20 protein-coding genes are annotated in these 20,200 nt (G+C 70.3%); 6 read left to right on the top strand and 14 right to left on the bottom strand.

The genetic code is table 11. The features are described 5' to 3' along the window. Positions 1-90 precede the first annotated feature (90 nt). Positions 91-1,380, top strand: coding sequence for an ROK family protein (locus AB4078_RS17520; protein ID WP_441978193.1), 1,290 nt, complete (start codon positions 91-93; stop codon positions 1,378-1,380). Positions 1,381-1,522: 142 nt separating this feature from the next. Here the strand turns inward: AB4078_RS17520 and AB4078_RS17515 are convergent, their stop codons facing one another. The 6 genes from AB4078_RS17515 to AB4078_RS17490 all read right to left on the bottom strand — a co-directional run bounded on the left by AB4078_RS17515 (position 1,523) and on the right by AB4078_RS17490 (position 7,735). Continuing rightward, the gene (locus AB4078_RS17515; RefSeq protein WP_441978192.1) at positions 1,523-2,872 is read right to left on the bottom strand and encodes a dihydrolipoamide acetyltransferase family protein; all 1,350 of its coding nucleotides are present in this window, start codon (positions 2,870-2,872) and stop codon (positions 1,523-1,525) included. A 126-nt stretch (positions 2,873-2,998) separates the two neighbouring features. Continuing rightward, a complete protein-coding gene (locus tag AB4078_RS17510) occupies positions 2,999-4,000 on the bottom strand; it encodes an alpha-ketoacid dehydrogenase subunit beta (RefSeq protein WP_441978191.1) in 1,002 nt (333 codons plus the stop codon). Positions 4,001-4,106: 106 nt separating this feature from the next. Continuing rightward, positions 4,107-5,231, bottom strand: a complete 1,125-nt coding sequence (locus tag AB4078_RS17505) for a thiamine pyrophosphate-dependent dehydrogenase E1 component subunit alpha (RefSeq protein ID WP_441978190.1) — start codon at positions 5,229-5,231, stop codon at positions 4,107-4,109. Positions 5,232-5,408: 177 nt separating this feature from the next. Further along, positions 5,409-6,206: a hypothetical protein gene (locus AB4078_RS17500; protein ID WP_441978189.1), complete on the bottom strand. Its 798-nt coding sequence runs from the start codon at positions 6,204-6,206 to the stop codon at positions 5,409-5,411. A gap of 55 nt (positions 6,207-6,261) precedes the next feature. Then, a complete protein-coding gene (locus AB4078_RS17495; RefSeq protein WP_441978188.1) occupies positions 6,262-6,525 on the bottom strand; it encodes a hypothetical protein in 264 nt (87 codons plus the stop codon). Positions 6,526-6,664: 139 nt separating this feature from the next. Further along, the gene (locus AB4078_RS17490; protein ID WP_441978187.1) at positions 6,665-7,735 is read right to left on the bottom strand and encodes a histidinol-phosphate transaminase; all 1,071 of its coding nucleotides are present in this window, start codon (positions 7,733-7,735) and stop codon (positions 6,665-6,667) included. Positions 7,736-7,887: 152 nt separating this feature from the next. Here AB4078_RS17490 and AB4078_RS17485 point away from each other — a divergent pair, with 152 nt between their 5' ends. After that, positions 7,888-8,292: a phage holin family protein gene (locus tag AB4078_RS17485; RefSeq protein WP_440732589.1), complete on the top strand. Its 405-nt coding sequence runs from the start codon at positions 7,888-7,890 to the stop codon at positions 8,290-8,292. A gap of 47 nt (positions 8,293-8,339) precedes the next feature. On the opposite strand, the gene AB4078_RS17480 is transcribed toward AB4078_RS17485, so the two are convergent. Continuing rightward, positions 8,340-9,836, bottom strand: coding sequence for a hypothetical protein (locus AB4078_RS17480; RefSeq protein WP_441978186.1), 1,497 nt, complete (start codon positions 9,834-9,836; stop codon positions 8,340-8,342). Positions 9,837-9,840: 4 nt separating this feature from the next. After that, positions 9,841-10,047: a hypothetical protein gene (locus tag AB4078_RS17475; RefSeq protein WP_441978185.1), complete on the bottom strand. Its 207-nt coding sequence runs from the start codon at positions 10,045-10,047 to the stop codon at positions 9,841-9,843. A gap of 247 nt (positions 10,048-10,294) precedes the next feature. On the opposite strand from AB4078_RS17475, the gene AB4078_RS17470 reads away from it, so the two are divergent. Together AB4078_RS17470 and purB are read left to right on the top strand one after the other, a co-directional pair. Continuing rightward, a complete protein-coding gene (locus AB4078_RS17470; protein ID WP_440732592.1) occupies positions 10,295-10,798 on the top strand; it encodes a low molecular weight protein-tyrosine-phosphatase in 504 nt (167 codons plus the stop codon). A gap of 45 nt (positions 10,799-10,843) precedes the next feature. Beyond that, complete coding sequence (purB, locus tag AB4078_RS17465) at positions 10,844-12,250, top strand: adenylosuccinate lyase (protein ID WP_440733201.1); 1,407 nt, start codon at positions 10,844-10,846, stop codon at positions 12,248-12,250. Positions 12,251-12,256: 6 nt separating this feature from the next. On the opposite strand, the gene AB4078_RS17460 is transcribed toward purB, so the two are convergent. The 5 genes from AB4078_RS17460 to manA form a co-directional block, all read right to left on the bottom strand. After that, complete coding sequence (locus tag AB4078_RS17460; RefSeq protein WP_441978184.1) at positions 12,257-13,699, bottom strand: MFS transporter; 1,443 nt, start codon at positions 13,697-13,699, stop codon at positions 12,257-12,259. A gap of 48 nt (positions 13,700-13,747) precedes the next feature. Further along, positions 13,748-14,143 carry a hypothetical protein gene (locus tag AB4078_RS17455; protein WP_440732594.1) on the bottom strand — a complete coding sequence of 132 codons (396 nt, stop codon included), beginning with the start codon at positions 14,141-14,143 and terminating at the stop codon, positions 13,748-13,750. Continuing rightward, positions 14,140-14,823, bottom strand: a complete 684-nt coding sequence (locus tag AB4078_RS17450; protein WP_441978183.1) for an acyl-CoA synthetase — start codon at positions 14,821-14,823, stop codon at positions 14,140-14,142. The genes AB4078_RS17455 and AB4078_RS17450 overlap by 4 nt, the downstream gene beginning before the upstream one ends. Before the next feature lie 130 nt (positions 14,824-14,953). Continuing rightward, entirely contained in the window at positions 14,954-15,931 is a 978-nt protein-coding gene (locus AB4078_RS17445; RefSeq protein WP_441978182.1) for a DMT family transporter, read from the bottom strand. Between the two features lie 161 nt (positions 15,932-16,092). Next, a complete protein-coding gene (gene manA, locus AB4078_RS17440; RefSeq protein WP_441978181.1) occupies positions 16,093-17,253 on the bottom strand; it encodes a mannose-6-phosphate isomerase, class I in 1,161 nt (386 codons plus the stop codon). A 178-nt stretch (positions 17,254-17,431) separates the two neighbouring features. Here manA and AB4078_RS17435 point away from each other — a divergent pair, with 178 nt between their 5' ends. After that, on the top strand, positions 17,432-19,177 hold the full coding sequence (locus tag AB4078_RS17435; RefSeq protein ID WP_441978180.1) for an AMP-binding protein: 1,746 nt from the start codon (positions 17,432-17,434) through the stop codon (positions 19,175-19,177). Between the two features lie 103 nt (positions 19,178-19,280). On the opposite strand, the gene AB4078_RS17430 is transcribed toward AB4078_RS17435, so the two are convergent. Continuing rightward, positions 19,281-19,694 carry a winged helix-turn-helix transcriptional regulator gene (locus AB4078_RS17430; protein WP_440732599.1) on the bottom strand — a complete coding sequence of 138 codons (414 nt, stop codon included), beginning with the start codon at positions 19,692-19,694 and terminating at the stop codon, positions 19,281-19,283. A gap of 116 nt (positions 19,695-19,810) precedes the next feature. Here AB4078_RS17430 and AB4078_RS17425 point away from each other — a divergent pair, with 116 nt between their 5' ends. Next, complete coding sequence (locus AB4078_RS17425; protein ID WP_441978179.1) at positions 19,811-20,176, top strand: DoxX family protein; 366 nt, start codon at positions 19,811-19,813, stop codon at positions 20,174-20,176. Positions 20,177-20,200: the final 24 nt, after the last annotated feature.

The raw sequence follows: 20,200 nt of genomic DNA, 5'->3' as shown, positions 1-20,200 counted from the left end.
GAGATCCTTGTTCCGGAGATTAGATTTTGTTCCCGAATCAACTCGGGCAAGGGATACTCTGACAGAGGTCACCCGAGAGGTCAAGCACGAATGCCGAGATCCGCCGCGCCCGACACGGCACCCGACGTCGCCGCCGACGCCGGTCCCGAAGGCGCGCTCGTTTCGGGCCGCGACGCCCCCACCGCGTCCGCCGTCAGCAGGCCGAGCCTCGGCCAGGTGCTCGACTTCGCGTGGGGTCGCGGGCCGTTCACCGCCACGGAGGCGATGGCCGGTGCTTCGCTCACCCGTTCGACCACGATCGACGCGATCGACACCCTCGTCGCGGCGGACGTGGTGCGCGAGCTCCCGAACGCCCGCGACGCCGGCGAGTACTCGGGCGGACGCCCCGCCCGCAGATTCGAGCTGCCCGCCGACCTCGGCGCCGTGATCGCCCTGGACGCCGGCGACACGCACCTCGGCGTGACCGTGACCGACCTCGCGCGCACCCCGCTCGCGCACGTGCGCACCGACCTGGATCGCCAGCACACGGTGGGTCAGCGCCGGACCGCCATCCTGAAGCACCTCGACGCGGCGCTGTCCGCGAGCGGCGTCCCCCGCGACGGCATCCTCGCCCTGTGTGCCGGCGTCGCGGCTCCCGTGGCACGCAACGGTTCTTCCCCGCCCCACCCCGACGGCTTCTGGGAGCGCACCAACCCCGGCCTCGCCGAGCTTCTCGCCGGATGGGCGCCCGTGGTCGAGATCAAGAACGACGCCGTGCTCGCGGCCGCCGCGGAGGGCGATCTGGGCGAGGCCGTCGGGTGCCGCGACTACATCGCGCTCATCGCCGGCGAGCGCTTCGGCGCGGGCGCCGTGGTGGACGGGCACATCCTGCACGGCGCACACGGCGGCGTGGGCGAGATGGTGCTCTTCGACCACGTGCGCGGGGTGGACTCCGCGCACGGCCTCGGCCCCACGATCACGCGTATCGCGGACGAGCTGCTGGACTCCGGCGACGCCGAGGCCGACGGCGCTCTCGCCGCGCTCGCCACGGAAGGGCTCCGGGCGGATCGCATCCTCGCCCTCGCTGCGACCGGGGATCCGGATGCGGCGAGGGTGGTGCGCGAGACCGGCGCCTATCTGGCCCGGGTGGTCGCCGTGCTCGGCAGCACCTACGACCCCGAGCGCGTGATCATCTGCGGGGCGATCGCCGAGGACATCGAACCCGTGCTCGACGCCGCGCGCGACGTGCTGCGCCCGCTGCTGGACCTGCCGGCGCCGGCGATCCTGCGCTCACGCCTCGGCGCCGACATCGTACTCGCCGGCGCGGTCTCCACGGCCCTCGCCTCAGCGCGCGCCTTCGGCCTGCCCCAGCTCGTGGCGCAGCGCTTCAAAGGTCGTTGAGCGAGGACGCCGAAGGCGACCGAGACGAAACGCGGCGATCTCACAGAGTCGGTCCGCAACAGTGCCGCGTTTCGTCTCTCTCCTCGCTGCGCTCGGTGCTCGCTCAACGACCCCGATGAGACCGGATCCGGCTCCGCCCGCGTCAGTCCACCAGCAGCGCGGGCTCCTCGAGCACGGCGGCGACGTCGGCGATGAAGCGGCTCATGCCGTCGCCGTCCACGACGCGGTGGTCGAAGGATCCGGCGACCGTGGTCACCCAGCGCGGGCGCACCTCGCCGTCGACGACCCACGGCTTCTGGCTGATCGTGCCCATGGCCACGATGCCCGCCTCGCCCGGGTTGATGATCGGGGTGCCCGCGTCCATCCCGAACACGCCGATGTTGGTGATCGTGATGGTGCCGCCCTGCTGGTCCGCCGGGGTGCTCTTTCCCTCGCGTGCGGTCAGGGTGAGCCGGTTCAGAGCGCGCGCGAGGTCCTTCAAGCCCAGGTCCTGTGCATCCTTGATGTTCGGCACGAGGAGGCCCCGCGGGGTGGCCGCGGCGATCCCGAGGTTCACGTAGTGGCGCACCGCGATCTCGGCGCCGTCGGCGGTGTCGATCCAGGCGGCATTGACCATCGGGGTGCGGCGCACGGCCCAGATCACGGCGCGGGCGACGATCAGCAGCGGCGAGACCTTGATGTCGGCGAAGTCGGGTGAGGCCTTGAGCCGCTTGACGAGCTCCATGGTGCGGGTCGCGTCGACCTCCTTCCACACGGTCACGTGCGGGGCGGAGTAGGCGCTCTGCACCATGGCCGAGGAGGTCGCCTTGCGCACGCCCTTGACCGGGATGGACTCGGTGCGGCTCTCGTCGGCGCCGGCGCGAGCAGTCGAGGGCGCGATCCCGCGGGCGAGGCCCACCGGCGCGGGCTGCGGCGCGGGCACGGTCTCCTCGCGCACGTCGCCCCACTCCGGGGTCTGGATGTTGCGGAACACGCTGGCCTGCTCGGCGTGCTTCATCACGTCGTCGCGGGTGACCTCGCCGTCCGCCCCCGAGGGGGCGACCTGGGTGAGGTCGACGCCGAGATCGCGCGCGAGCTTGCGGATCGGCGGCTTCGCGATCACCCCGACCGAGGAGCGCACCGGGCGCTCGGCGGGACGGCGGCGGCGCGAGGTCGCCTCCGCGCCGGAGCCGTAACCGACCAGCACGGATCCGGAACCTTCCTCCGCCGGGGCAGCAGCGGGAGCCGCGGCGGGGGCGGCCGGCTCGGCAGCCGAGGTCAGGAACGTGATGATCGGGGTGCCGACGTCGATCGTCTTCCCCTCTGGCACGAGCAGCTCGCCGACTGTGCCGGCGTGCGGCGAAGGCAGCTCCACGAGCGACTTGGCCGTCTCGATCTCGCAGATCACGTCGTTCACGGCCACCGCGTCGCCGGGCGCGACCTTCCAGGTGACGATCTCGGCCTCGGTGAGGCCCTCGCCGACGTCCGGCAGGGTGAAGGTCTGGGTGCTCATCAGAGTTCCTTTCGGAGGGAATCTCTCGGTCGGAGTGTGCCGAACTCAGTCAGTATCGTGCGGATTCGACCGCAACGGGCGGAAGCCGACCAGATCGACTGAGTTCGGAACCCCCGGAGGAGGTCATCAATACGCCAGAGACCGGTCGACGGCCTCGAGGATCCGGTCCGGATCCGGCAGGTAGGTGCTCTCGAGCTTCGCCGGCGGGAACGGGGTGTCGTAGGCCGAGACCCGCAGCACCGGCGCTTCGAGGGCGTAGAACGCCCGCTCCATGACGGTCGCCGCGATCTCGCTGCCGAGGCTCACGAATCCCGGCGCCTCCTGCGCGTAGACCATGCGGCCTGTGGAGCGCACCGAATCGAGGATGGGGCCGTAGTCCACCGGCGACAGGGAACGCAGGTCGACGACCTCGCAGCTCGTGCCCTCGGCCTCGGCGAGCGCCGCGGCCTGCAGCAGGGTCGACACCATGGCGCCGTGCCCGACCAGGGTCACGTCGGATCCGCGGCGCACGACGCGCGAGGCGTGCAGCGGCAGCGCCGGGGCGGACAGGTCGACCTCGCCCTTGGGCCAGTACCGGCTCTTCGGCTCGAGGAAGATCACGGGATCGTTCGACGCGATCGCCTCCTGGATCATCCAGTACGCGTCGTTCGGGGTGGACGGCGAGACCACGCGCAGGCCCGGGGTGTGCGCGAAGTAGGTCTCGGGGCTCTCCTGGTGGTGCTCGACGGCGCCGATGTGCCCGCCGTAGGGGATTCGGATCACGATCGGCATCGAGACCCTGCCCTCGTGCCGGGCCGTGATCTTCGCGAGCTGCGTGGTGATCTGGTCGAAGGCGGGGAAGACGAAGCCGTCGAACTGGATCTCGATGACGGGGCGGAACCCGCCCATCGCCAGGCCGATCGCGGTGCCGACGATGCCGGACTCGGCGAGCGGGGTGTCCAGCACGCGCTGCGGGCCGAAGTCGCGCTGCAGGTGCTCGGTGACGCGGAAGACACCGCCGAGTGCGCCGATGTCCTCGCCCATGAGGAGCACCCGGGGGTCGTCCTCCATGGCCTTGCGAAGACCCGCGTTCAGAGCCTTGCTGAACGGCATCGTCTCGATGCCGGTGGTCGTCTCCACGGTTGTCATGCGCGGGATCCCTTCACGTTTGCAGGACGATCGCAGGAATCCAGGACGGATCCGTCCTGAATCTCCTGCAGAGTGCGAATCATCCTCGATACCGAGGCCCGGGCGTTCATGCGCCGGCCCCGAACGAAGCCTCGTACTGCGCCTGCCATGCCTTCTGCTCGGCCATCAGCGGGTGCGGGTCGCTGTACACGTTGTCGAAGATCGCCTCGGCCGTCGGAGAGCCGAGTTCGAGCGTGCGCACGCGCAGGTCTTCGGCGGCGTCCGCGGCCTCGGACTCGACGTCGGCGAAGAAGGATCCGGCGGCTCCCCGGTGCTCCAGGTAGGCGCGCATGCGGTCGATCGGGTCGCGCAGCGCCCACTCCTGCTCCTCGTCGCTGCCGCGGTACTTCGTGGGGTCGTCGCTCGTGGTGTGCGCGCCCATGCGGTAGGTGACGGCCTCGATCGCGCGCGGGCCCTGGCCGGTGCGCGCCTCGTCGAGGGCGCGGCGGGTGACCGCGTAGCTCGCGAGCACGTCGTTGCCGTCGACGCGGATCGACTCGATGCCGTATCCGGCGCCGCGCTGGACGAGCGGCACCCGGGACTGGGTCGACACCGGCACGGAGATCGCCCAGTGGTTGTTCTGTAGGAAGAACACCTCGGGGGTCTGGTAGCTCGCCGCGAACACCATCGCCTCGTGCACGTCGCCCTGGCTGGAGGCGCCGTCGCCGTAGTAGACCATGACGGCCTGGTCGCGGTCGACGTCACCGGATCCGCACTTGCCGTCGAAGACGATCCCCATCGCGAGGCCCGTCGCGTGCAGGGTCTGCGAGCCGAGCACGAGCGTGTAGATGCGGGTGTTGCCGTTGCGCGGATCCGTCGGGTCCCATCCCCCGTTCGAGGTGCCGCGCATGAGCTTGATGATGTCGACCGGATCCACGCCGCGGATGCGGGTGACGGCGTGCTCGCGGTAGGAGGGGAAGATCGTGTCCTGCGGGCGGGCGGCGCGGGCGGATCCGACCTGGGCGGCCTCCTGCCCCCGGCTCGGCGGCCACAGTGCGAGCTGGCCCTGGCGCTGCAGGTTCGTGGCCTGGGTGTCGATCGCGCGGATCGCGACCATGTCCCGGTAGAGCTGCTCGAGCTCGCCATCGGGCAGGGCCTCGATGAGGGGCAGGTACTCCTCCGCGGCGGGGTTCGGAGCGAAGCGGCCGTCGGCATCGAGGACGCGGACGGTGGGGATATCGGCGTCAGTCACCTTGTCTACGGTAACCGAGCTTTCCCCGTCTGCGGTGGAGGGTGCGCACAAACGATCCCGAGGCGTGTGTGACGATCCCCACGGACGCATGCGGGCGCGCGGATATCCAGGTGTCCCACGTATTAATGCCAGGTCCCCCTAGCTTTTTTACGTGGAAGGCCTTGCAATGCCGTGTGGTCATAGAAAGTGGCCGTCGATCTCTTCCAAGACTGCCGCGAGCGTCTCGGCACCGATTAACGCCGAGTAGACGAGTTGGCCTTCAGCGAATGGGATGTCGTCGACGGAACCCGGCTCGATCTGCCAGTCGTCCGCCGCCACGCCCGGCACCGCATCAAGGATGACCGCGAGCAGCCGATGGTCCCAGAATCCCTCGGCAGTCACGGCAAGGTAGGTCTCACCCTCCTGGTGCTTGACGAGCGCGCCGAGCCGGAAGGTGCCGATCGTCGCGATCCACAGCATGCCCGTCTGCGCCGACCGTGCAATCGCCTCCCGAACCTTGCGGCGCAGACCCAGAGCGACGATCGCGGCGGATTCCACCTGCCATCGTCGGTAGTCGACCGGGGCCGGCTCAAGATGCACGGAACTGACCACCCGTGTCGACCCGACTGCCGCTCGGCGGCACTCTTCCTGAAGTCGTGCATAGAAGTCCTTCGTCGGGGTATCACCCTGCCGAAAGCCGGCTGCAGCCAACCACCAGCCGGTCCCAGGCAGCGGCGAAGACACCTCGCGGGAAAGGGCTTCGGGCACCTCGAACTCGCCAGAAACGCCCCGCAGATCCCGTATCTTGACCTTGAACCACGCTTGATCGTCGAGGGCTCTGATCCGTTCCGCACCCCCTGCCGCAACCTCCCCAGGAATCGCCTGGGCCTTGCGGACGAGCGGGTGGTCGAGACCATGAAGCTCGACATCGACCGGCGGGAACTCGACGCCGAGATCGTCGAGTGCTCGCCGCGTGGGTCTGACGTGATCGGACATGAGGAGACGCTACCGGCGACTTCCGACGTTCTACGCTGCCGCCGGATCCGAGTCGTCAACGTTCTCCGGAGAATCCTCCGAGGCTGTCGAGCTCATCATCGGTCGCATCGGCGAGCAGCCGAGTTGCCGCGCGCGTCGTTCCGTCGAGAAGGCGCAACGCATCGAGCGCACCATGCTGGATTTCGTCACGGTGCGCCTCGATGAACTCTCGAACCGCCGCGTCAACGACATCCTTCTTGGAACGCTGCAAGAAATGCGCTGCGTTCGCGATCAGTCGATCCGTTTCGGCGTCGACCTTGATCGGGGCCGTTGCTGCCATCCACTCACCCCCACCATCAATGGGTACCAAAGTACCATGGTATCGCTGGGTTCAGCCGACGGGTCGCGAAACCCAATCCACGAACGTCGGCACAACCGCGCCAGCATCCCGTGGCTTCGCACTCATGGCTATGGCAGGATCAGGCGCGCTGGGCAGCGGCCACGGCGAGCACGCGGGGCAGCGACTCCGCCTCGCCGACCGAGATGCGGATCCCGTCCCCGGGGAACGCCCGCACGATGAGGCCGGCCTCCTCGAAGGCCGCAGCGACGTCGGCGGTCGCCTCGCCGGTGGGCAGCCAGACGAAGTTGCCCTGGGCGTCCGGCACGTCCCAGCCCTGTGCACGCAGGCCCTCGACGAGCTCGGTGCGACGTTCGACGATCACTGCGACGCGGGCGCGCAGCTCGTCCTCGGCGTCGAGGCTGGCGATCGCGGCGCGCTCGGCGGCGGCGGTGACCGACAACGGGATGGCCGTGGTGCGGGCCGCGTCCAGCACGCGCGGGTGCCCGATCGCGTAGCCGACGCGCAGGCCCGCGAGCCCGTACGCCTTGGAGAAGGTGCGCAGCACGACCACGTTGGGGTGTGCCTCGAAGATGCGCTCGGCCAGGCCGTCGACGGCATCGGGCGCGGTGACGAACTCGGCGTAGGCCTCGTCGAGCACGATCAGCACGTCCCGCGGCACCTTCGCCACGAACGCCGCGAACTCGGCGCTGGTCACGATGGGACCGGTCGGGTTGTTCGGCGTGCACACGATCACCACGCGGGTGCGCTCGGTGATGGCGGCGGCCATGGCGTCGAGATCGTGGCGGGCGCCGGGGGTGAGCGGCACCTGCACCCCGGTCGCCCCGGCCACCAGCGGCAGCCCGGGGTAGGCCTCGAACGAGCGCCACGCATAGACGACCTCGTCGCCGACCGTCGCCGCGGCCAGCACGAGCTGGTACAGGATCGCGACGCTGCCCGAGGCCACGTGCACCGCATCGGGCGCGACGCCGTAGCGCTCGCCCAGCCGGGCGCGCAGGGCACCGGCGGTCGCGTCGGGATAGCGGTTCATCGGCGTCGCGTCGGCGAGCGCGGCGAGCACCGAGGGCAGCGGCTCGAACGGGTTCTCGTTGCTGGAGAGCTTGAAGGCGTCGGCACCGGCCTGCTTGCCCTGGCGGTACGGCGGGAGGGCCGCGATCTCTTCGCGGATGCGGGGCAGGATCTCTTCGCTCACGGGTCGAGTCTAGATCTCCTGACGGGCGGGACACCGGGGTCCCCGCTGCCGCAGACGCCGGCGTCGAGCCGATTCCGCCGGCGGATCCGTCGGCGGGCGGCCGGTCCGAATCTCCCCGGCGGATCCCGGGTTCGGATGCGAGAATCGGCATCATGAGGTTTCTCATCCGCGTCATCGTGAACGCCTTCGCCATCTGGGTCGTCAGCCTGATCACCATCCTGGAGGTCACGGTCACCCCTTACCCGCCCGGCGGGATGGTGCCCCTGCTGGTCACGCTGCTCGCGATCGGAGCGGTCTTCGCGATCGTGAACACCATCGTCGGCACCGTGGTGAAGATCGTGGCGATCCCGCTCTACATCCTGACCCTCGGGCTGATCTCGCTCGTGATCAACGGATTCCTGCTCTGGCTGGCCGCGTGGATCACCGGCTTCTGGGGCTGGGGGCTGCACGTCGGCGGGTTCGGCTGGACCATCGTCGCCGCCCTGCTCATCGCCATCATCAACGCGGTCTTCAACGCGATCCTGCGCCCTCAGCGCCAGCGCGACCGCGACCGCTGAGGCGGTCCCGGGGCCGCCCCGCCCTCGCGTCGGCAGTCGCCCGTCGGTCACTTCGCTCCGGGCACACGCGTCGCCGTGAAATCGGTCGAGTCGGTCAGCGCGGCGCCCTCGTAGACGGAGAAGTGCTCACGGATCGCGTCCATCCGCGGATCCCCGGACTGCTCGGCCAGGCGCACCGTCTCCTGGTACGCCGAGAGCTGATGCGCCGGCATGGTCAGGTCGATCCCATGACCCGGCAGGGTCGTGCGCGTGATGACCAGCCCCTGCGACGATCCCAACCCGTCGGGCCGTCCCCCTCCGGCGAGCCCGGCGACCGGATCGTCCGTGTGCCGGACCGCGACGTGGTCCACGTTCTCGGGCAGCGCGGGCTCCGTCGGCGACCCGACCGTGTACACGCCCTGCACATCGAACTGGCCGGACTGCGCGACGAGATCGACGTTCATGCCGCCCTGCGAATATCCGACGAGGTCGACCGGCGTCGTCTCGTCAGCACCCGCCGCATGCAGTGCCGCGACCGTCGCCTTGTACGAATCGGACTCCTTCCGCTCGACGTACGCCTGGACGTTCGAGTTCATGTCCCAGGGCTCCGACTGGGGCTGTCCTGGGCGGGTGCCGTCGACGTAGGCGACGAACCGCGAGGATCCGTCGGCCAGCGCGTACTTCTCGACGCGCACCTGAGGCGCCTGGCCATACGGAATGCGGGCGACGGCGTCGCCCAGGGTCGTCGGCGCCGTCGGAACGGGGAGCGCACCGGGGCTCGCGCCCGCACCCCCTGAACTGCTCGCGACGAATCCGGGTGTGCGCGTGCGACTGAGCAGCAGGTCTCCGGGGCGCGGTTCCGCTGCGCCCCTCCCGGGGGCACCGGGACCGGCGGCGCCGTCGACCAGCACCACCCCCGGTGTCGGCATCAGCGGCACGCGCGGTGTCTGTCCCATCCTCGGCGCCACCGACATCAGCAGAAGCAGCGCCCACTGGGAGAGTTCAGCCTCGGCCGCCCCTGCGTTCAGCAGCGCGAGGCGCAGGGCCGGGCTCAAGGTCGAGAGGATGTCCCAGGCCGTCCCGCTGGTCTCGCTGAGCGGGCTTCCCGGCGTCGCCGTGAAGCCTTCGAATGCCCCCTGGGCCCAGGTCTTCAACAGCTCGCGCCGGGCCTGAACCAGGCGCGGGTTCTGCGCGAGGATCTCCTCGATCCGATGCTGCGAGCGCTTCACGAGTTCCGGATCCGTCACGCCCGACATCTCGCGCTGAGCGCGGAGCTCGGCGATCTCGAAGATGTCGGCCATGGTCACGGTGTCACTCGCGAGCTCGTCCAGCTCGGCGCCGACTGCGTCCAGGCGGTTCGCCGCCGGCCACATCGGCATGGTCGCGCCATACCGTGACCCTGGCGGCAGGGCCGACGACTGCAGGATCGTCGGGATCTCCAGCAGCTCCTCCCGGGCGACCTGAACGGCGGCGGAGTCGGCGCGTATGCGGCCCGCCATCGCGCGCAGGTCGTCGGGATCCACGGCGACGATGCCGCCATGCGTGATCTCCACGTCGCTTCCCATGACGTCACCCCGCCCGCAACCCGGACTGGATCGACTCCAGCTGGTCGAGCACGCCGACGAGCTCACGCTGCTGCGCGGCGCATCGCTCGAGCATCAGCTCGATCGCGCGGGCTTTCCACGCGCAGTCGGCCGCGAGCGCGCGCAGATCGGCGAGCGCGCGATCCAGCCGCTCTCGCGCGCGGTCGCAGCGCAGCATGGCCTCCGCGAGCATCCAGGATCCTTCGGCAGTGACGGGAGCGATGGCGAACATGACAGCGACTCTGCCGGAGGCCGAGTCCGCGCAGGACGAGGTTCCCGTGACCCGTGCAGAGCCCGCGGATCCCCGGCCATGTGGAGGACGAACGGCGCGCACTTCGCCACCCGCGCTTCGCCGCCTGCGTTCCGCCGCCCCGCTCCGCCGCGCCGCGCTCGGCCGCCCGACTCGTTACGGCACGGACTCGTTACGGCACAATGGAGCCATGACCGAGTCGGACCCGTTCCGCGTGATCTTCGTGTGCACGGGCAATATCTGCCGGTCCCCCATGGCGGAGGTCGTCTTCCGCGACATCGCCGCCAAGCAGGGCCTCGGCGACCGGATCGTGTCGACCAGCGCCGGGACGGGCGACTGGCACGTGGGCGAGCAGGCCGACAGTCGCACGATCGACTCCCTGGCCCGCCGCGGCTACGACGGAACCAAGCATCGCGCGCGCCAGTTCACCTACGACTCCTTCGCCGAGAACGACCTCGTCGTCGCCCTGGACCGCACTCACGAGCGGATCCTGAAGCAGTGGGCGCGCGACGAGTCGGAGGAGGGCAAAGTGACCCTGCTGCTCTCGTTCGAGCACAATCCGACCGTGCTGGATGTGCCGGACCCCTACTACGCCGACGCCCGGGTGTTCGACGAGGTGCTCGGTATGATCGAGAGAGCGAGCCACGGCCTGTTCGGCCAGCTCGAACCCGCCATCCGACCGCCGCGTCCGTGACGTCTCCTCGCCCGTGACGGCACCGCGGAGTATCGGACCGACGGCATGATCCACGACTCTTCCGGAGGACACCCCGTGACCGCCTCGCTTCCCGTCCAGCCTCTCAGCCCGCTCGACGGCCGCTACCGCGCCGCGGTCGCCCCGCTCGCCGACTACCTCTCCGAGGCCGGCCTGAACCGTGCCCGCGTCGAGGTCGAGGTGGAGTGGCTGATCGCCCTCACGGACCGCGCTCTGTTCGGCACCGCGCCGCTCGCCGAGGCCGACAAGGACCGTCTGCGCGGCCTGTACCGCGACTTCGGCCAGGCCGAGATCGATTGGCTCGCCGAGAAGGAGGCGGTGACCCGCCACGACGTGAAGGCCGTCGAGTACCTCGTCCGCGACCGCCTTTCGGCGCTGGGCCTGGATGCCATCGCCGAGCTCACGCACTTCGCCTGCACGAGCGAGGACATCAACTCCGCCTCCTACGCCCTCACCGTCAAGCGCGCCGTCGAGCGGGTGTGGCTGCCCGCGCTGCAGGATGTGATCGCCAAGCTCCGCGAGCTCTCGGTCGAACACGCCGACGCCGCCATGCTGTCCCGCACGCACGGCCAGCCGGCGACGCCCTCGACCATGGGCAAGGAGCTCGCGGTGTTCGCGTGGCGCCTGGAGCGCGTGGTCAAGCGGATCGAGGGATCCGAGTACCTCGCCAAGTTCTCCGGCGCGACCGGCACCTGGTCTGCGCACCTCGCCGCTGAGCCCGACGTCGACTGGCCGATGATCGCCCGCGAGTACATCGAGGGGCTCGGCATCGACTTCAACATCCTCACCACCCAGATCGAGTCGCACGACTGGCAGGTCGAGCTGTACGACCACGTGCGCCATGCGGGCGGGATCCTGCACAACCTCGCGACCGACATCTGGACGTACATCTCGCTCGGCTACTTCGCGCAGATCCCCGTCGCCGGCGCGACCGGATCCTCGACCATGCCGCACAAGATCAACCCGATCCGCTTCGAGAACGCCGAGGCGAACCTGGAGCTGTCCGGTGCGCTGCTGAACTCCCTGTCGCAGACCCTCGTCACGAGCCGGATGCAGCGCGATCTCACCGACTCGACCACGCAGCGCAACATCGGCGTCGCCTTCGGGCACTCGCTGCTCGCCCTGGACAATCTGCGCCGCGGCCTCAACGAGATCTCGCTCTCCCGCGACGTGCTGCTCGAAGACCTCGACCACAACTGGGAGGTGCTCGCCGAGGCCATCCAGACCGTGATCCGCGCGGAGGTCGTCGCCGGGCGCTCCACGATCCAGGATCCGTACGCGCTACTCAAGGAGCTCACCCGCGGTCACCGTGTGGGTGCGGCCGACCTCGCCGAGTTCGTGCAGGGCCTGGAGATCGGCGACGCCGCGAAGCAGCGCCTGCTCGCGCTGACCCCGGCGACGTACGTGGGGCTCGCGGAGACGCTCGCGAAGTAACCGGGCTCAGGCCTCGGCGGGTGCGGCTGCGGGCGCGCCGGAGTGCTCGCCGGCGCGGTCCTTCGGCATCGCGAGGATCGCCACCAGCATGAGCGCTGCGGTCACGGCCGCCGCGATGAACACCCAGGTCGAGGCGTGCACGACGGTCGCCGGGTCCTCGGATCCGCCACCGGAGGCGATGATCGCGTTCGAGATCGCACCGAACACCGCCACGCCCACGGCGCTGCCGGCCGAACGGGCGAACGTGTTCATCCCGGTGACCGCGCCGCGCTCGCCCCAGCCGACGGATGCCTGCGCGACGATGAGCGTGGGCGCGGCGGTCCAGCCCAGGCCGAAGCCGATCACGAAGGCGACCGCGGCGAGCGTGTAGGCGTTCGGATACGGCCCGATCAGCGCCAGCCCGATCGCGGCGAGCACGGCGATCGACGCCCCGATCAGCGCCGTGAAGCGGAACCCGTGCCGCAGATACAGCCGCCCGGCGTTGGCGGCCGAGAGCGGCCAGCCCAGGGTGAGCGCGGCCACGGCGAGCCCTGCCAGCAGCGGCGGCACCGCGATCGCACCCTGCAGATACGCCGGCGCGAAGCTCGTGATGCCCGTGAGCAGGGCGCCGATCGCGAGCGAGGCGAGCGTCGTGGTGAGGATGAGGCGGCGCGAGATGAGCCGCAGGTCGATGATCGGCTCGGCCGCGCGGCGCTCCACGAGCGCGAAGGCCACGAGCGCCAGCGCACCGCCGACGAAGCAGACCAGGCTCGGGACCGACAGCCAGGCCCAGGCGTTGCCGCCCTCGAGGATGCCGAGGATGATGCCGGTCAGACCGATCGTCAGCAGCCCCGCGCCGAGATAGTCGATCCGATGCCGGTGCTTGTCGATCTGCTCATGGAAATGCCTCACCAGCATCCATCCCGCGATCAGGCAGAGCGGGATGTTGATGAAGAAGATCAGCCTCCAGGCGTCGAACTGGGCGAACAACCCGCCCAGCGCCGGGCCGATCACCGAGGACAGCGCCCAGACGCTGGCGATGTATCCCTGCACGACGGCGCGCTCGGACAGCGTGTAGATGTCGCCGACGATGGTCGCGACCATCGGCCCGACGGCCCCTGCGCCGACCCCCTGCACCAATCGGAACAGGATGAGCGAGGTCATGCTCCACGCGAGTCCGCACAGGATGGATCCGACCAGGAACAGGGCGATCCCGAAGAGCACGATCGGCTTGCGGCCGACCGTGTCGGCGAGCTTGGAGTAGATCGGTACGCTCACGGCCTGCGCGAGCAGGTAGATCGAGAACAGCCAGGGGAACTGCTGGTAGCTGCCGAGGTCGCGCACCACGCTCGGCACGGCCGTGGCCAGGATCGTCGCATCCATCGCGATGAGACCCATCGCGAGCATGAGCGAGAGCAGCACCGGGCCGCGATCGGATCGGAGTCCGACAGAGGCGCGATCGATCGTCATGCTCACCCTGGGGTCAAGGCGTTCCGGATCCGGGCTATTCCCGGTCGACTACGCCTTCGGCGCGTCGCCCTCCGCGGACCCGGATGCGTCGTCCGAGTCGGCATCGACCGTGCCCGTCGTTCCCGGTGCGGCTGCGGTGTCGTCGACCTTGTCATAGAGCACCGGGCGGTCGTGGGTCTTGGTGAAGTCCGCCGGATCCACCGCAAGGATCAGGATCGAGAGGATCAGCAGGGCCGCGATGAAGATCCCGCCGGTCACGATGAAGGCGAGGTTCCACGGCGGGATGGCCGCGTAGGTGCCCTTGTCGACGGCGCGCATCACCTTGTCGGTGAAGGCGCCCGTGGCGATCAGCGTGACGACGCCGGCGAAGACGCCGCACAGCAGCGACAGCCCGATCAGCTGCACCGGCCGGAACAGATCCCTGCGCCTGGTCTTCTCGGTCATGCGGATCCTTCGTTCTCGGCCGGCGCCGTGCCGGCGGTGTCGATGCCCGAACCAGTGGAGCGGGAGCGGGGGCTGAGCCCTGCGATGCCGAGGAACACCGCGACGACGGCCGCGTACGCGCCGAAGATGCCCACGGCCAGGGTGATCCCGGTCAGCGTGAACGAGCCGGCCTCGGCGATGGAGTAGTTGAGTGCGTAGGTCGTCGGCACGCACAGCAGACCGACCGCGAGCGCCAGGCTCAGGGACCCGATCAGGATCGCGTCGCGGGCGCCGTCGGCGACGACCGCCGGCGCGGTCCCGGCGCGGGCCTGACGGCGGGCACGGAGTCCGGCGAGGAGCTCGACGAGCCCGCTCAGCGCACCCCACGCGATCACGACGACGAAGAACAGGGGCGTGGAGCGCCACGCGGGCACTCCCCCGGCCATGCCGGTGATGACGGAGATCACGGCGAGCAGCACGTGCGGCCAGCGCCAGCCCGCGGGCGCCACCAGCCATGCGGCGAGCATGTGGATCAGCGCCGTGACGAGAGCGAAACCGCTGAACACCGAGAGCCCGACGACCGCCGAGTGGTCCGCGGTGAACGTGATCATGAGCGCCGCGACGGCGGCGAAAACGGCGCGCGCGAGCTGCACGGTGCCCATGGACATCGTGCGCAGCTGGAACGTGCGGGTGGCGGGCATGACGGATCCTCGGGTCCCTGTGCTTCGAGCCCGTCGCGCGGTCTCGGGGACCAGGCCTCAGCAACCGCTTCGACGGGTTCTACGGCCGCCCCGATGGACGGGCGGACCCTGCCAGTCTACGCGCGGGATCCTAGGCGCCCGCTCGGGAGGCGGGCTCCGGCGCATCCGGATCCCGATCGCCCGCTTCCGCATCCGGATCCGGATCCGGATCCTCGGCGGTGCGTCCGTCCTTGCGGCGCGGTTGCAGCTCGCTGAGCAGGGTGCCCGCGATGATGAGGGCCGCTCCGAGGATGGCGAGCGGCGGGATCCGCTCCCCCGCGATGCGCCCGACCACCCCGGCCCACACCGGTTCGCCGGTGTAGATGATGGTCGCGCGGGTCGCGGAGACCGAGCGCTGCGCCCAGTTCATCGTGAGCTGGATCAGACCGCTCGCGACGCCCATGCCGAGACCGGCGAACAGCCAGACCGGGTCGAAGGCGGGGATCGCCTCGCCGACGGCGGGCATGGTGGCGAAGCCCAGCAGCGACGCGGTGAGCAGCTGCACCACCGTCAGCCGCCCCACGTCGAAGCGCCCGCCGAAGAGGCTGATCAGGATGATCTCCCCCGCGATCGGCAGCGTGCTGATGAGGGTGAGGATCTCGCCCTCGCCCAGCTGGATGCCGCGGGATCCGATGCCGGCCACCAGCAGCAGGCCGACGAACGCCAGGCCCGCCCCCACCAGGGTCAGCGCCCTCGGCGGCTTGCGCAGCACCAGCCACTGCAGCAGCGGAACGAGCGGCACGTAGAACGCGGTCATGAACGCGCTGGTGCTGGAGTCGATCGTCTGCAAGCCCGCGGTCTGCAGCCCGTAGCCGCCGTAGATCGCGGCGCCGATGGCCGCGCCGGCCCCGAGCTCGCGCCACGTCATCCCGCGCAGCGAGCGCCAGAAGACGGCCGCGGCGAACACTCCCGCGGCGAGGAACCGGAACCCCACGAAAAACCACGGCCCGGAATGCTGCATCGCCGTGTGCACGACGAGGAACGTGCCGCCCCAGATGATCGTGATCCCGACGAGGGCCCACTCCTGCACGGACAGTCCCAGGAGGCGACGGGAGACGGGGTGATTCACGGTAATACGTTACGGGGTTCCGCGCCGCGAAGACGCTTCCCGCGGGGTCGTCGAGCGCCCTTCGACAGGCTCAGGGACCGGGCGAGGCCGGCCGAGCGCCGCACTGAGCGAGCGCAGCGAGTCGAAGCGACGAAACGCCGCGCGCTCGCGCGGACGTCGCGTCAGCCCGCGGTGGCGATCCAGAGCCGGCCGGATCCGGTCACCTGCACGTGCGCCGCCCGGCTCACGAACACGGAGGCGGCGCGGGGCACGTCCGCTGTCTCGTCGCCGGCGGACAGGGTGAACGATCCGTCCGTGGCGATCGCGATCGAGGGGCCGGCCAGCGCGATCGCGGCGGCGCCGGTGACCGCGATCAGCTCGAACGGCACGCCAGCGCCGGAGGCATGGATGCGTGGCCGGTAACTGCGCACGTTCTCGGCGATCTCGACGGGGACGAGGTGGTCGTCCTCCGACGCGGTGAAGGTCAGCACGCGCTCGAGCTCGGCGGTGTCGACGTGCTTGGGGGTGAGCCCGCCGCGCAGCACGTTGTCACTCGGGCCCATGAGCTCGACGCCGGCACCGCGCAGATAGGCATGGATGTTGCCTGCGGGCAGCCAGAGCGACTCCCCCGCGGCGAGCGTGATGTGGTGCAGCATCAGGGCGACGGCGATGCCGGGGTCGCCGGGGTAGGCCTCGGCGAGGCGCGTGATCAGCTCGAAGCGGCCGTCACCCGACGCCGCGGCCACGAGTGCGGCGACGGCGAGGTCCACGGCCGCACCGCCGGCCAGCAGCCAGGAGAACCCGGCGCGCAGCCCGTCGGGGCCGGCCAGCTCCTCGCGCCAGGGCGCCAGCGAGTCGGATCCGGAACGCGCCGCGAGGGCGTCCACATCGGCGAGGATCTCGGCGACGGGACGGAAGCCGCACAGCGCCTCGAAGCCGTCCTCGAGGGCGACGATCAGCTCGGGCTTGGCATAGGGATCCTTGTAGTTTCGGTGCGCGGCGGTGAGCGGGATGCCACGGGCGTTCTCGTCGGCGAATCCGGTCTCGGCCTGGGCCGGGGTGGGATGCGCCTGGAGCGACAGGGGCGCGCCCGACACGAGGATCTTGAGCAGGTACGGCAGGCGGGAGCCGCTCTCGTTCTCCCAGTCCAGCAGCGTCGCCCAGGGTTCGCCGGCGACGGTGCGCGCCGGGGATCCGGGGTGCGCGCCGAGCCACAGCTCCGCCTCCGGGCCACCGGTGCCCGCGGTCCCGAGCACGCCCGCGACGCCGTCCACCCGGCCCCAGGCGTAGTCGCGCGGCTCATTGCCGATGGGGACGAACAGCGGGCTCGAGGGGGCACTCATGGGTCTCCGTTCAGCGGATGCAGAGGGTCCCTGCCAGCGTATCGAGCGTCGCCGCGGCGGGCCGCCCCGTTTCGAAGCGCGCGAATTGCCGTGACCCGAGGCCGGGAAGGGTCATTCGCGCGCTTCGAAACGGCGATCAAGGCGCGCGGATCCGCGGGATCCGGACGAAGATGGCTCCATGAGCCAGCCCCGCCCCGCCACAGCCGCGACCGCCGCGATCCGCTCCGCCCGCGACCTGCTGCTCGCGCACGCCTCCGATTACGCGGGCGCCCGCGCGGTCTTCCACTGGCCCGCGCTGCCCGAGTTCAACTTCGCCCTGGAGTGGTTCGACGTCGTGGCCGGCGAGGCGCCGAACCGGCCTGCGGTGCAGATCGTCTCGGCCGATCTGACGAGCAGAAGCTGGACCTACGGCGAGCTCGCGCGCCGCTCGAACCAGGTCGCTAACTGGCTGCAGGGCCTCGGGATCCGCCGCGGTGACCACGTGATCGTGATGCTCGGCAACACGATCGATCTGTGGGAGACGATGCTCGGCCTCACCAAGGTCGGGGCGGTCGCGATCCCCACTTCGACGCTGCTCTCCCCCGCGGATCTGGCCTACCGCGCGGAGAAGGGCGAGGCACGCGCGATCGTGACGCTCGGATCCCTCGCCGACCGCGTCTCCGAGCTGCCCGAAGACATCGAGCGCATCGCCGTGCCCGACACGTCTGGCGCGGCGGCGCCCGCCGGCTGGCACGACTTCGCCGGCTCGAACGACGCCGAGAACGACTACGAACCCGACGGTCCCACCCCGGCCGGTGACACGAGCCTGCTGTACTTCACCTCGGGCACGACCAGCCGGCCGAAGCTCGTGCAGCACACGCACGTGTCGTATCCGGTCGGGCACCTGTCGACCATGTGGTGGCTGGGCGTGCGCGAGGACGATGTGCACCTGAACATCTCCTCGCCCGGCTGGGCCAAGCACGCCTGGTCGAGCTTCTACTCGCCGTTCCTCGCCGAGGCCACCGTGTTCGTCTACAACTACGACCGCTTCGACGCGAACACGCTCATGGAGGTCATGGAGCAGCACCGCGTCACGACGTTCTGCGCCCCGCCGACGGTGTGGCGCATGCTGATCCAGGCCGATCTCGGACGACTCCCGCACCCGCCGCGTGAACTCGTCGGCGCCGGCGAACCGCTGAACCCCGAGGTCATCGGTCGCGTGCGTCAGGCCTGGGGCGGCACGATCCGCGACGGCTTCGGGCAGACCGAGATGACGGCCTGCGTGGGCAACTCGCCGGGTCAGGTCGTGAAGGACGGATCCATGGGTCGCCCGCTGCCCGGATACCCGGTGGTGCTGGTGGATCCGGTCACCGGGGCGCGCGTGGACGGCGACGCGGATGGCGTGGCCGAGGGCGAGATCTGCCTCGACCTCGCGGAGCGCCCGCTCGGGCTCATGGCCGGGTACTACGCGGATCCCGATGCCACCGCGCGCTCACGCGAGGGCGGCTTCCACCACACGGGCGACATCGCGACCCGCGACGCCGAGGGGTACCTGACGTACGTCGGGCGCGCGGACGACGTGTTCAAGGCGTCCGACTACAAGATCTCGCCCTTCGAGCTCGAGTCGGTGCTGCTCGAGCACCCGGACGTCATGGAGGCGGCGGTCGTGCCGAGCCCGGATCCGACCCGCCTCGCGGTGCCGAAGGCGTATGTGCTGCTGACCGCGTCGGCGCACGACGACCTCACCGCGACCGCCGGCTCGATCTTCGCCTACGCCCGAGGCCAGCTCTCCCCGCACCTCTGGGTGCGGATCATCGAGTTCGTGCCGGAGCTGCCGAAGACGATCTCCGGCAAGATCCGCCGCGTGGATCTGCGCGCTCGCGAGGCCGAGCGCATCGCGAGCGGCGACGAGTCCGGTCAGCACCACGACCGCGACCACCGCTGACCGGGCCGCTCCCCTGTCGTTTCAGAGCGCGCACTTTGCTGTGGATCCGGCCCGGATCCAGCCATTTGCGCGCTTCGAAACCCTGAGGGGCTGCGAGCGGACGTCAGCGCGCGTCGTAGTCGGCGCGGGACTGCTCGATCGTGGCGTGGTTGGCGATCGCCCACTGTGCGATCGTGTGCGCGATCTCGACGAAGGTGCTGCCGAGAGCCGTGAGCCGATACTCCACCCGTGGCGGGACTTCTGCGTAGGCGGTGCGGATCACGAGCCCGTCGCGCTCGAGCTGGCGCAGCGTCAGGGTGAGCATGCGCTGGGAGATCCCGGGGATGTGCCGCAGCAGGTCGCTGAACCGCATCACGTCGTCGCCGAGGGTGGCGACGACCAGCAGCGACCACTTGTCCCCTACCCGGTCGAGAACGTCGCGGATCATGCGCCCCACCTCGGGACCGCCTGGCTGCCCCTCGCACGAGCGCTCGTACTCGGAGAGATCCGCAGGCGCGGCGGGCGCCGGCTCGCTCACGGTTCTGCCCCTGTGCGCCGGTGACACCGATGTGCCTTTTGTACGCGTCCCCACGATGCCCCATTCTTTACTTACTGATCGTAACAAGGTGACGATCGATAACAAGAAGGAACCTCATGCTGATCGCCCTGTGGATCGTCAACGCGCTGCTCACCCTCGCCATGCTGGGCGGCGGCGGCATGAAGCTGATCACCCCGAAGCCGGTGCTCGCCGAGCGCGGGATGGCCTGGACCGAGGACTTCTCCGCAGGCTCGATCAAGGCGATCGCCGCCCTCGAGGTCGTGGGCGCGATCGGGCTCATCCTGCCGCTCGCGACCGGGATCGCCCCGATCCTCACCCCGCTCGCCGGCACCGGTCTCGCAGTCATCATGCTCGGCGCCGTCGTCGTGCACCTGCGCCGCAAGGAGACGGCGACCCCGGCGATCGTCCTCGCCGTGCTGGCCGTGGCGAGCGCGGTGCTGGGCTTCCTCGCCATCCGCTGAACCCGCTCGCCGCGCTCCCGGATC

The sequence above is a fragment of the Microbacterium sp. 2MCAF23 genome, assembly GCF_052115565.1.
Taxonomy (GTDB): domain Bacteria; phylum Actinomycetota; class Actinomycetes; order Actinomycetales; family Microbacteriaceae; genus Microbacterium.
The sequence above is the reverse complement of the archived record's forward strand: the minus strand, read 5'-3'. Positions and strand labels throughout refer to the sequence as shown.